The 12,803-nt window shown below is 52.6% G+C and carries 9 protein-coding genes and 1 pseudogene; 6 read left to right on the plus strand and 4 right to left on the minus strand.

Annotation, left to right across the window (positions count from 1 at the left end):
- Positions 1–100: 100 nt before the first annotated feature.
- Positions 101–1,972, minus strand: coding sequence for a hypothetical protein (locus ABTW62_RS06350; protein WP_430903754.1), 1,872 nt, complete (start codon positions 1,970–1,972; stop codon positions 101–103).
- A 229-nt stretch (positions 1,973–2,201) separates the two neighbouring features.
- Here ABTW62_RS06350 and ABTW62_RS06355 point away from each other — a divergent pair.
- A pseudogene (locus ABTW62_RS06355) lies at positions 2,202–2,683 on the plus strand (ISAs1 family transposase); the annotation flags it as partial.
- A gap of 337 nt (positions 2,684–3,020) precedes the next feature.
- On the opposite strand, the gene ABTW62_RS06360 reads toward ABTW62_RS06355, so the two are convergent.
- Entirely contained in the window at positions 3,021–4,847 is a 1,827-nt protein-coding gene (locus ABTW62_RS06360) for a tetratricopeptide repeat protein (RefSeq protein WP_430903755.1), read from the minus strand.
- Positions 4,848–5,063: 216 nt separating this feature from the next.
- Positions 5,064–5,255, minus strand: a complete 192-nt coding sequence (locus tag ABTW62_RS06365; protein WP_430903756.1) for a hypothetical protein — start codon at positions 5,253–5,255, stop codon at positions 5,064–5,066.
- A gap of 1 nt (position 5,256) precedes the next feature.
- Between ABTW62_RS06365 and ABTW62_RS06370 the strand changes: the two genes are divergently transcribed.
- Both ABTW62_RS06370 and ABTW62_RS06375 read left to right on the plus strand, forming a co-directional pair.
- Positions 5,257–6,636 (plus strand): ferredoxin reductase family protein, encoded by a 1,380-nt coding sequence (locus ABTW62_RS06370; RefSeq protein WP_430903757.1) that lies wholly within the window; start codon positions 5,257–5,259, stop codon positions 6,634–6,636.
- A gap of 57 nt (positions 6,637–6,693) precedes the next feature.
- Entirely contained in the window at positions 6,694–7,935 is a 1,242-nt protein-coding gene (locus ABTW62_RS06375; protein ID WP_430903758.1) for an ammonia-forming cytochrome c nitrite reductase subunit c552, read from the plus strand.
- Between the two features lie 145 nt (positions 7,936–8,080).
- Here ABTW62_RS06375 and ABTW62_RS06380 read toward each other — a convergent pair whose 3' ends face one another.
- Positions 8,081–9,709, minus strand: a complete 1,629-nt coding sequence (locus tag ABTW62_RS06380) for an alpha/beta hydrolase (RefSeq protein ID WP_430903759.1) — start codon at positions 9,707–9,709, stop codon at positions 8,081–8,083.
- A 338-nt stretch (positions 9,710–10,047) separates the two neighbouring features.
- Here ABTW62_RS06380 and ABTW62_RS06385 point away from each other — a divergent pair, with 338 nt between their 5' ends.
- From ABTW62_RS06385 to prfB, 3 genes are all read left to right on the plus strand, one after another.
- On the plus strand, positions 10,048–10,500 hold the full coding sequence (locus ABTW62_RS06385; RefSeq protein ID WP_430903760.1) for a GNAT family N-acetyltransferase: 453 nt from the start codon (positions 10,048–10,050) through the stop codon (positions 10,498–10,500).
- Positions 10,501–10,633: 133 nt separating this feature from the next.
- Positions 10,634–11,521: a YihY/virulence factor BrkB family protein gene (locus ABTW62_RS06390; RefSeq protein ID WP_430903761.1), complete on the plus strand. Its 888-nt coding sequence runs from the start codon at positions 10,634–10,636 to the stop codon at positions 11,519–11,521.
- A gap of 160 nt (positions 11,522–11,681) precedes the next feature.
- Positions 11,682–12,803, plus strand: a protein-coding gene (gene prfB, locus ABTW62_RS06395; protein ID WP_430903762.1) for a peptide chain release factor 2 whose coding sequence is annotated in 2 segments (ribosomal slippage) — positions 11,682–11,762 and positions 11,764–12,803 — 1,121 coding nt annotated over the 2 segments. Because the reading frame shifts where the segments join, the coding sequence is not laid out codon by codon here. This gene is flagged as partial in the annotation.

The following is a 12,803-nucleotide window of genomic DNA, read 5'->3' on the forward strand; positions in this document are numbered from 1 at the left end:
TACTGATAGCAACTGAGCCCCCTATACGGCAAAGACCGAAAAAGTTGCTGGATCCGGTAGGTGAGGCGGTGTGGTTGAAGTACTATGCGCCGCCCCATCTCTACCCATTACCCATCGGAAAACTGTACCCCAGTTTGCGCAACCCGTTGCGGAACCGAGTCTCCTGGTCTAATAACACCACCAAATGTCGCTCTCCCGCTAACTGACAATACTTCTTAGTGCGCGAGTCGTGGGCAATCTGCGCCGCCAGGGTGGCGTCGGCGCAGGCAATCAGTTTTGCTATGCCCAGGTCTTGTAGACTCTGCGAACGGCTGCGGCAGTCGGCAAAAAACTGCTCAACGGTGTTGGGCAGAGCCTCAGCACTGGCCAGGCTTAAAAAATCGAAAAACTCCTGCAGCGCATGCCCCGCCTCAGCCGCCTTGAGGGCCACTTCGCGGTCTAGCTTCCAGACCGCATCAGCGGTTTGCCGAGCGAAGGTTTCCATCATCAACTTTTCTGCCGGGTTGAGCGGGGCTCCGGTCATCACAATATCGAGATTGGGCAACACCCGCAGCGTGCTTTCAGTGGTGATCGGGGCGGCGGTGTAGGTGTCGGCCAGACCCAAGCAAAAAGCTCCCAGGGGGTTGAGCCGAAAGGCCAGCAAGCCATCGTAGCGACTCAAAAACGAGAGGTCATCGGCACCCCAGAAGTGATCGAAGTCGCCTCGGGGGGTATCATAGGGCGTGAAGTAAGCCACATCCAATAGCCCCAGGGTAGCGGCATATTCAAACAAAAAGCACTTCATATAGGCATCTTGCAGAATGCTCCAGGAGCCCCCCGCCTCATATAGGTGGCCATAGCCCGGCTCGCTAATGTATAGATACTCGGGATTACGACTCACATCGAAGGTCTGGTTACTGGCAATCATGTAGCGCTTGAGATCGTCATAGGCCACCCATTCTCCCGCCGGGCACTCTCCCAACGCCTCCACAATTAAAGCCCGGCGGCCGCTGACCGCCGTCAAGCTGCGCTTGGCCTTTCCAGTTTGACCTTTGATCGACTCCACCCGACGCAACTCATCTAAAAAGGTGGTTTTGAGCCACTTCTTCCAGATCGATTGGATGGCTGTCGCCGGAGGAGCCCCCATCGCTTTTTGGCCCGCCTTGGTCAGCTGTAGTTTTTTCCCATCTAGGCTGGCCAGTCCTCCCACCTGCACCAGCATCACCCAGGCAAAGGGTTTGATGGCGCCAATGGGCTCTAGGTGGTGGTTGTCCGGTTCATCAGCTTCACTATAGTAATCGCCGCCTTGCAGGAGAGGGGCAATGGTGGTCAGCGTGGCCTTATTGGGCATCAGGGTTTTGTCGCTGACGCTGATTTTACCCAGGTGAATCAGCCGCAGCACAGCCAGCAGATCTTGCTGGGCTACTTGCTCAGTGTGGCAGCACTTCACTGGCACATCATGCTCTGTCTCGATAGACTGACGCTTTTGGTAATCGAAGTAACGGTGCTCAACCCGAAAAGTCTGGGGCGGTTGTTCAGAGCTGGGCAAGGTGAGTGTCTTGGGCTCAGGGACAAAGGCCTTGAGCTTGAGCCGCAGATCCTCGGGTAATAGATTTGGGGCCGTATAGGTGCCGACCGGGTGGAAAAACAGGTCAAGCTTGGCGGCGGGCCGATTGTAGCTATAACTGGAACTGCGATCGTGCCATTTGGGCGAGGCCCCATATTTGGCTCGGAACTGCTCCTCCTGATGGCGCCCCCCGGTCAGGTAAACCGCTTCAGCGACAGCCGCCTGCTGCAGCTGATCCAGCTCTTGCCATAGGGTCTTCAGGCCTGCCCCCAACAGGTAGCCGGCGATAGTATCAACGAGCTCAGCTTTACGGGTTGGTCTCGTTTGAATCGGCAGTAGCTGGAGTATCTTTTTGAGGTCATCCACCGTGCGGATGTTTAAACCCTCTGCGGCGGTTTTGAGGGAGAGTAGGTTGGAGGTTGCCATAGGCCGGGATGATTAAGGCAGTGTGCGGGTATAGGAAAAATAAAGCACCTTTTCATAGGCATCGAATGTACTAAAAGCTGGCTCGTTAGTCAAACACTGTGATACAGGGCAATCGCATGAATGCCATTGTCGTGAATTCTCATAAATTATTTTTTACGATCAATGAGTTTTAAAAGGACTGTTCATAGCTCCTTGTTTTGTGTAGTTTTCTGTCTTTTTGGTGTGTTCCATGGAAACAGAAAGCGGGCTGCGTCTGGCGGATGTGTTTGTGTCGATTGCCGATCTGCGGCAAGCGGGCAAAACGCGGCATGATCTGGTCGAGATACTCGTGGTGGCGGTCAATGGCGTATTGGCCGGCGCGGACAATTTTGTCGAGATTGAGGCGTGGGGCGAATGAAAAACTTGCGTGGTTCCGGCGTTAATCCGAGCTCGAGCACGGCATTCCGTCTCACGATACCTTCGGACGATTGTTTGGACTGATCAATCCGGATCAGCTCGAGTCGGCCTTCCGGCGCTGGGTCAGTTGGGTATTACCCGCGCTGGAGCCGCAGGAAGTAGTAGCAATCGACGGCAAGACCAGTCGGCGCTCGGGCAAGGTCAATGCCACGGCACTGCATCTGGTAAGCGCCTTTGCCGCCAGAGCTGGGCTGGTTACTGGGCCAGATAGCGACGGTCGCGAAATCGAACGAAAAGACCGCAATAAAAAGGCTTAAGATCCGATTTTTGGCTTGAAGTTAGCATTGCTGAGAAAATAGCCAAAAATTGATTGTGTCAAATTTGTGCCAGACTGTGATTGAAATGCCGTTGATCTAGGCTATGCGACATTGGATTTGGCTGTGTCTAGCGCTGTAAGTCTATGATTTACATATAACTATAATTCGCAGATATGCTTTGGAATCAGAAGGCCCCGCGTTCGATTCTTAGTGTCGGTGCCTTCCGACTATTGCCGGCCAGCAAACCAGAACTGACCTCGGGTTTATAGGAATTGGTGAGTAGACGGGAATGGTCATTAAAAAATGTGAATATGTCTGATTCGGTATGGCACTTTTTAACTGTCGTCCGTCAGGAGCTTTTTCAAACCTGTCAGCAGCTTATCAGGTACATTAATGCGCATTTTCCACTCTATAAGCTCTGGATTGTCATCTTCGACTTGCTGCCATATTTCCAGCCAGGTACGGGCTGTTTCGGTCTGGTTATCGGCCAGGGCAATATCAATTTCGGCGCGGGCCAAGGCCCGAAATTCACTAATATGCAATTTGGGCCTTTTTAGCAGCGGCTTCAACAGGTTTCGTGCAGCTTCAAGCTCTTTGTCTCGTGCTTTTATCCGGGCCAGGCCAGCACGGGCAAAGAGATAATCGGGAAACCGTTTATGGGTCTCTTCTATTAACGCCCGCGCCTCTTGGTTACGTCCTTGTTTTTCATAAGCTACTGCCAACTGATTATAGGCGCTGTAGAAATCAGGTGCTTCGGTAATAATCTCCTTAAACAGCCGTTCGGCCGCTTCCAGTTTTTCATCTATCAGTAAATCGTATGCAGCGAGGTGTTTATCCATCATGGCTTCAGAAATCCCTTTGATCCGTTCAGGCTCATCGGTAATTTGAAACCCCATCATGAACAGTTCTTTTTGCTTGCCACCGATCCACATGGGTATGGTTCTATCTTCTGGTAGCATGGCTGGATACTTTTGGTTGATGAACTGGGCGGCTTCCAGGCGCAGGCTATCGCTGCCATGCGGACTCTGGGCAAAATCATACAGCAGTTGCAGCAGTTCAGGGGTAGCGGCAACCTGGATGAAGTTGAGAATAAATTGACGTGCATATCGATCACCACGTTCTAATATATGGGGAAACAGTTTGGCTAAATATGGCCGTTCCGCCAGCATTAATTTCATGGCTCGTTCAATTTCCTTCGTACTCAGACGTTGAACACTTTTCCCCGAGTACTGCTGGCCCAATTCCAATAGCTGCCAAAAATTTTGAGGAAGCCAGTATTCGAACGGCCAGTACCAGGGCACATTGCGTTTACCGGCAGGTAGCGGTTTTTCAGCCAGGCTTTCTTGTGCCATGCTAAATCCCGGGTGTAGTTTCGCGGCTTGTTGCCACAATTGCCACGCTTTTTTTTCATTACCCAGCCGGTATGAAGCTGCGGCTGCCAGGTGTAGCAGAACGGGATTGGCTTCGTGACCCTTTGTTTTTGCCTGCTGATATGCTGCCCACACTTTTTTGTCATCGCCCAGAAAGGCGAATGCTTCTGCCTGCTTTAGTTCGAAATCAGGCTTGTCGCTGTCGATTTGTTGCAGGCGGTGGGCATAGGTTTGTGCCTGATCGAACTGCGCCGTCAAAAAATGATAGCGCACCAGGTTGCCCAAGGCATGAAAGTTATCTGCATCCTGCGCGATCACTTTTCGTGCCGTGCTGATTGCTTGATCTACGTCTCCCAACATGAATTGGGATAGGCTGAGGTTGTTGAGAACGGGTGCGAGGTTGGGGATTTTCTCGAGCAGTTGCTCAGCTGCGCTAATGGCTTCTGCCGGGTGCCCCGTCTCGGTTAAGAACCGTATGCAGTCGTGCAGCACCCTAAGTTTAAATTTCTCCTCTTGGGCGAACGCCAGGTCGCCCATCAATTCATCATTTTCCTGTTTTAAAAAAGGTTCGGTTGACTTTATGAAAGATTGAGCTTGCTCTTCATATTCGGAATCTGGGTACTGTGCCACCAACTCTCTGGCATAGTACCAGGCAAGCCTCGGGTAGAATAATTGGATGAAGGCGGCCATCAGGTTATTCAGGGTGAATTCCCGTTCCTCGCCGCGCTCCAGTGGTAGCAATTGCTCGTTGTAATAGGCAAAGTTGTGCCAATCCTGTACGGTGTAGCTCACAATCGACCAAAGCGTACAACACTGGCTTGCTACGAGGGTGCTTGGTGACCAATTCCAGCAGTTGCTGCTGGGCAACGTCTGCCTCGCCTTTGTCACATAATTTCATGGTAGCAGCTACGTCGCGTAATAGCTTGGCCGATGGCTGTTTTAACGGTCGTTGTCTTTTTGATTTTGGCATATATCCTTGGTTTTATGTCTTTTGTTGCAGGTTAGCCGTCAGACAAGGTTTGCCTTTGCAATGGCTTTTATTATAGTGGCCATATCTGCAATATGGAAATCATTGCCGCCATTCTGGAGAAAACCGTGATTACTATAATTTTTAAAGGCACCCAAAAGACGAATTTCACAAACTCGCATGACTTTCCTGCCAAGTTGACGGCCAAATTGTTTCCCGGTACATTCGCTCATTATGAAAACAGGCGTTAATTTCTCTCATGCGCCGCCTTCGCCCGGTTTGCGTCCGAATGCCGCACGCATTAAATTAACCGCTGTATTCTGGCTGAGCGTGTATTTTGCTCTGGTCATAACCCCGCTGTTGGTTCTGATTCTGGCACCGGTACCCGCCAAAGGTGGTTTCCTGTGGGATAGCGGGATGGGTCTTGGCTTTTGCGGTCTGGTCATGCTGGTGCTGCAATTTTTTATCACCGCGCGACTACGCAAACCGGTAGCGCCTTTTGGCATCGATGTCATCTATTATTTTCATCGCTATCTGGCCTATGCGATGCTGCTGGTTGTGCTTGCGCATCCCTTGCTATTGCTGATCAGCAAGCCGGCTATGCTGACTCGCTTTGATCCGCAATCCTTGTCCTGGCCGCTGCTGAGCGGCGTGCTGTCCCTGCTGCTGCTATTGCTGGTTGTTATCAGTTCTGCCTGGCGGCGGCAGTTAAACATTGCCTACGACCAGTGGCGTGTCTTGCATTTGCTGCTGGCCCTGGCAGTGGTGATACTGGCCTTTATACATATGTGGGGTATCCTTTATTACAGCGCGTTGCCTTCGATAAAAAGTTTGTGGATCACCATTGCCGTCTCGCTGGCATTGATTGTGCTGCATGTGCGCTTGTTGCGGCCGCTGCTGGTTAGCCGCTGCCCATGGCAACTGACTGCTATCAGAAAAGAGCGAGGGGACTGCTGGACACTGACCCTGCAACCACAGGGACATCAGGGAATTGCGTTTCAGGCTGGACAGTTCTGCTGGCTCAGTATCAATCACTCACCTTTTAGTATGCAGGAACATCCATTTTCCATCGCTTCGGCACCACAAGACAACGGCTCGCTGCAGTTTACAATCAAAGCACTGGGTGATTTCACCAAGACCATAGGCGATACTCCGGTAGGCAGCACCGTATTTGTGGATGGCCCTTATGGCGCCTTTGCCTGTGAACGCCATGCTGATGCGGCCGGTTACATTTTTATCAGCGGGGGCATTGGCCTTGCTCCCATACTTGGCATGTTGCAGGCACTGGCACAGAAAAGTGACACTCGGCCACATATCCTGTTTACGGCCCACAGCGAGTGGGATCGTATCCCGCGGCGCGAGGAGATTTTTGCGCTTACTGAAAAATTGCCACTCACCATCGTGCCCATATTGGAACATACGCCACCAGACTGGCAGGGTGAGCAGGGCTATCTGGACCTGGAAATGCTGAAAAAATATCTGCCGGAAAACTTCCGGGATTACGAAGTTTTCATGTGCGGCCCACAGGCTATGCTTGATGCCGCCCGTAAATCCCTGCGGCAGTTGCAAATGCCGGCAGCACAAATTCACAGCGAGCTGTTCAATATGGTCTGATCCTGATGCGGCATCAGCCCAGTCCTGTTCAAAGACTTCGTACAAGGAATCGTTAGCATGCGCGAAACACTGGCGAAACTTACCGCGCTGGGCACACTGATGCTGGTGTCCCTGATTGCTGTACTGTTTGCCTGGCATCAGCAGTCCCGCATGCAGCAGCTACAAGATGAAATCGACCCGCTCAGCTGGTCGGTCTTGTATCCCCTCCATGTTGCCGCCTTTATGCGCGGCGCCGAACATGGCGCAGATGCTCCCGAGGACAAACTCGCTGCCAATCCGTTTCGTCAGCGCGCCTGGGCCGGCAATGCGTTTGCGCTCGAATACAATGCATCCCGCGCACACTATTACGCCCAGATCGACCAGCGTAACAGCCAGCGCACCCTGGCGCGCAACCAGCCTGCCGGCTGTATTCATTGTCATGCCGCAGAAGCGCCTTTGCTGGTTCGCGCATACGGTTGGGATGCGCTCAATGCCATGAGCTTTAATGAGATCCGTGGCCAGGTGCATCACGGCAGCACTTGCACCGACTGTCACGCCGCCGATACCATGGCCTTGCAAATCAGCCGTCCGGCGCTGCGCAATGCGCTGGAACAACAAGGCATTGATCTGAGCGCTGCCAGCCGGCATGACATGCGCAGTTATGTCTGTGCACAGTGCCACGTCGAATATTATTTCCGGGATGGCACACAGGAATTGATTTTTCCCTGGGCTCAGGGAATGACCATTGAGGCCATCAGCAACTATTACGACGCGATTGACTTCAGTGACTGGCAGCATGCTGAGACCGGTGCAGGCCTGATTAAGATTCAGCATCCAAATTTTGAACTGCATACCCAGGGTGTGCATGCTGCAAACGACACCTCCTGTGCCGATTGCCATATGCCAGTGATTCAGGACGGTGGCATGCATGTTACCGAGCACTGGATCCGCAGCCCCTTGACGCAGCTTGAAGCAGCCTGCTTGAGCTGTCATGACGGCAGTCCCGAACGCTTGGCCGAACGCAGTCTGCGACTGCAAAGCAACACACTTGGCCTGCTCGCGCTAACAGAAAGCGCGCTGACGGCCTTGATGGACGCCATTCTATTTGCGCAGAAGCGCGCGTATACAGGTGCGCCATTGGAGTCTGCACTGTTGGCACACCGCCAGGCACAATTACGCTGGGACTTTATCGATGCCGATGCATCCAAAGGCTTTCATGCTTCTGCTGAAGCCATCCGCATACTGATCGATGCGATAGCGATAGCCCGGGAGGCTGCTGAACAGCTGTATCAGGCTCTGGACGAACCTATTACGCAGTAAACGCGATGAATGCTTGCCTTCCGGTGCGATGGCGCTCTGAACGGTAGGTATTTTTCGCTATCATTTTTGCAAGGCGAAGCACGTTGAAGTGACCCAGCCCAGTGTGACCCTATCTGCCTTATGGCAGCGCTGTCCGCGCTGTTCGTTATCTTTTGTTTGCCAAGCTTTTTCTGAGCCTGTCAAATTCATGTTCATTCCACCCTTCGGGTTCGGTCAGTGCGAACCAGGCATCAAGATAATGTTCCACGGCATATTCGTGACCATATCCGGCCGGCGCAGTGCCGGCAATCATATCGGCAATAAGCTGCAGCATGGTCACGACGGGAAACCAGCGCAGATCCTCAGAGACATCGGGCCCACGGGGTGGCTTCATCCAGTCTGGTTCCCTGTAGAAGGTTGCGGGCGAGAAGAACGTGATGGGATCGCTGGCGTATTGCAAAAAAACGATGCGGAAGTCGCCCCAGGGTGAATTACCCACCTCAAGTCCCCCTTGTTGATTGGCAAAGCGAATGACTGAGCCATTCCGGAAATGAGGCAGCCATTCGGGTGATTCGGGGTGACGCCGATCAGTGGCCGTGCGCCAGGTGCCCGTGCGAAAGGGAGGACCACTCCAGAGCGCACCATTGAAAGGATCGTTGATGATATCGTAGAAATCGAAGGAGCGATCAGAATGCAGTGCGCCCAGGCTGAGCCCGAAGATGTACAGGGCAGGCCGGTTTTCCCGCGGCAACTGTGTCCAGTGTCCATAGACAGCCTGAAAGAGCGCTCTGGTTGTCTCTACACCATAGGCACCTTTAGCCATTAAGGATAGCGCGCTGGGAAGATAGGAGTATTGTGCAGCAACACTGGCCACATCACCACGATACAGATACTCCAGCGCTTCAATGCCGGCAGGATCTATCCAGCCTGTTCCGGTGGGGGCGATCAGCACCAGCATCGAGCGTTCGAAACCACCGACCCGTTTGAGCTCTTCCAGAGCCAGTTCAGCTCTTTCCCGGGGTGTTTCTGCTGCATTCAAACCCACATAGACACGGATTGGGTCCAGTGCAGGTGCGCCAGACAAGCGTTCGATATCCTTTGCCAATGGGCCCTCTGAAATAAAACGGCGGCCCTGGCGGCCCATATCTTTCCAGGCGATCAGAGAGGCTGCACTGCCCGTTTTCACCGGGGCAGTGGGGGGTTCCAGTTCTGGATCGATGCGCGCATCGATTTGCTGATGGGAAATATCGGCCGTATGAAGCGCAAATGAAATCAGCACACCATCAATCACTGCCCAGAATACGGCAAATGCCATCAGCAGGCCGGCTGCATGCGAGATCCGGCGGGGCACAATGAGTCTGAGCTTGCGCGACAGTATCAGCTGCAGCTGATGAAAAAGTTTGCCGATCAGCAGTGCAGCAAGAAAAATCAGCAGCGCGATGCTCCCCACCAGCAGGGCCCGAATGTCATCTACCATTTCCATTCCCATCAGCACCCGGACCCTGTTCTGCCAATGACTGGCCTGCCACAGAAAACTGACCACCAGCAGGCCGCAGAGCGCCGCTGATCCCAGATAAATAAAGTGCTGTATCCGTTCACGGGGACGGGGTAACTCCAGGTAACGCCAAAGCCAGACGCTGATGACGCCCAGCCCGTAACCCGCCGCCAGGGAGATGCCCGAAATTATCCCCTGAACAGCGTCACCTCGAGGCAGCAGGCTGGGTGACAGCGAGAGTGCAAAGAACAGCGTGCCAAACAATAATCCAACAGTCGATAAATGATTTTCAATGCGCATTGTCGTTTCGCTTGATTGAGGCCGGAGGTAGAAAGATATGGATTGAAAGCATAACATTGCATACTTTTCCTCACCAGACATTGAATGTGTTGTGATGGCGGCAGTAGCCCAATAATCTAAGCACCTCACCCACCAGGGTGGCCATAAATCGCTTCGATTGTTCAGAATATTACACAACAATCAGAATTTCTCTCAAGGTGCATGAAATCTTGACCCCCCGGGGTATCATGTACCGGAATTGAGATGAGAAGCGATAGCGCGCATCATGGAACCTGGACGATTTTGCTCATTAAATTGGATATGTATTGGTTGACTCAATATAGACGGTGACCTGGTCTATGCACATCGAAACAGACAACGAAAATCATTGCAGTGACTTCATTCGCTTGAATGAACTTTGGATCAAGGAGTGTTTTGTACTCGAGGAGGGAGACAGGAAGTTGGCCGCAGATCCCTACGGGATCGTTCGAGAGGGGGGGCATATCCTGAGTCTTGTCGAGTCCGGCAAGGTTATTGGTGTATGTGCGCTTTTCAAGGAATCCCCGGCACGGTTTCAGCTGGCTCGAATGACCGTGGCGCCAAACGAAAGAGGCAAGGGGTACGGTAAAATCCTGCTTCAGGCAGCGATTGAAAAGGCCAAGATACGCGGGGCCACGTCGCTCTATTTGCTTTCCAATACTGCGCTGGGCACAGCGCTTGCGCTCTATCGCAAGCATGGCTTCCGCACCCTGAGCGAGGGCGTGCATCCTGTTTATGCTCGCTGCAATATCGTCATGGAGCTGGCACTATAGTCCGTGAACGATGCTGCGGGTCGTGAAGCACAGCAGTTGGGATTAATGCGCATGCTCACTTCAGTATTGGTTAACGCATGATTTGCCATGATTATTCTCATCTGGCAGAAAATCTCGGTATGATGGAAAAGTGATGCCTTTACAAGAAATATTTAATCGGCAGTTCTGGTGGCAGCGACTCAGGGACATGTGGGAGGTGATCGGGGAAGCCTGGGTGGCTTGCAATAAGGATGAAGTGCTGGGGCGCTCGGCGCAGCTTGGGTTTTATTTTATGTTGGCTTTGTTTCCCGCGCTGCTGGGGGTGAAGGCCCTTGTCGGGATGCTGCCCGAGCAGGTGTTATTGCCCACTCTCATGTTCTACGCGGAGAAAGTGTTGCCGGAAGAATCTTTGATTCTTGTCGAACGCTATGTGGATCAGGTGATCCAGGGCGGTGGGGACAGAGTTTTCTATCTGAGTCTGCTGGGCTCGCTCTGGGCAGCATCCTGGGGCATGATGGCGATCATTAATAGCCTGAATGTAGTGTATGGGGTGAAGGAAACACGGCCCCTCTGGAAAGTCGGCGGCATAGCGGTGTTGCTTACGCTTGGCGCCACTATCTTTGTGATCACTTCGTTAATCCTGATACTTGCCGGTGAGCAGGTGATACGGTGGACCGGAGATTTCGTGGGAAAGGAAGAAGTAGGCGTAGCGTTCTACTGGTCTTTGCTGCAATGGCCGATGATCGTACTGATCATGCTGGTGGCACTCAACCTGATCTATTATTTTGCACCCAACACCGATCATGAGTGGCAGTGGATCAAGCCTGGCTCCATCCTAGCGGTATGCCTCTGGGTCATTCTCTCCCTGGGTATGAAATATTATGTAGAAAATTTTGTCGATTACAACCCTGTCTATGGGTCCATTACGGGTATGATTATTTTGATGATGTGGCTATATGTCAGCGGATTAGCGCTTTTGTTGGGGGGGGAACTCAACTATACCCTCAAGAAGCGTCAGCGCCGGCGGGCGCAACAGGAATAGTGACTATTTAGCCTGGCCATCCGTTTCGTTGCGCAAGTTTCATCTCCTGAGAAAATTTCCCATTCAAATTCATTCAAATCTGGTCATTGCCAAGTTTCCAGCCCGGCTGGGTTCACTTGCTCTCTGCTGGTATAATTAAACGTTTTGGAACCTAATCGCCATGGAAGCTGAACAAATCAACGCGTTAGCCTCGAAACTGGAGGATCTAAAGCAAAGAAGTCAAACCTTACGGGGGTATCTTTGACTTCGATGCCAAGCAAACTCGTTTGGTAGAACTCAACCGGCTGGCTGAGGATCCATCCATCTGGAGCGATCATGACCGCGCCCAGGAGCTGGGGCGTGAGAAAAAGTCACTTGAGAATGTCGTGCATACGCTGCAGTCAATCGATAGTCAGCTGCAGGATGCCCACGAGCTGCTGCTGATCGCTGAGGAAGAGCATGACGAAGACACGCTGCAGAGCATCGCACAAGATGTCGCGCAGCTTGAGAAGACGGTGGTGGACATGGAGTTCCGCCGCATGTTTTCAGACCCGATGGATCCCAATAATTGCTTTGTCAATATTCAGTCCGGCTCTGGCGGGACTGAAGCACAAGACTGGGCCTCGATGCTGGAACGCATGTATTTGCGCTATTGCGAGCGGCGTGGCCTGGCGGTGGAAGTGCTCGAGGAATCTCCCGGCGATATTGCCGGTCTCAAAAGCGCAACCCTGAAGGTCAGTGGTGAATATGCCTACGGCTACCTGCGCACCGAAAGTGGGGTGCATCGGCTGGTGCGCAAATCCCCATTCGATTCCGGTAATCGCCGCCATACTTCCTTTGCCAGCGTGTTCGTCTATCCGGAAGTGGATGATAGTATCGAAATCGACGTCAATCCTGCTGATTTGCGGGTGGATACCTTTCGTGCTTCTGGAGCAGGCGGGCAGCATATCAATAAAACTGACTCGGCCGTCCGGATTACCCATTTGCCATCGGGAATTGTCGTGCAATGTCAGAGTGGCCGTTCTCAGCACCGTAATCGCGCCGATGCCATGGCGATGCTGAAATCACGCCTCTATGAAGCGGAATTGCGGAAACGGAATGAATCCAAGCAGGCCATGGAAGATTCCAAAACGGATATTGGATGGGGGCATCAGATTCGTTCCTATGTGCTGGATCAGTCACGGATCAAGGATTTGCGGACCAATATCGAAATTGGCAATACCCAATCGGTATTGGACGGGGATCTTGATACTTTCATTGAAGCCAGCCTGAAGCAGGGTGTCCAGAGTCCGCAACAGGCTAG

The sequence above is a fragment of the Nitrosomonas sp. ANs5 genome (assembly GCF_050584665.1).
In the GTDB taxonomy this organism is placed as follows: domain Bacteria; phylum Pseudomonadota; class Gammaproteobacteria; order Burkholderiales; family Nitrosomonadaceae; genus Nitrosomonas.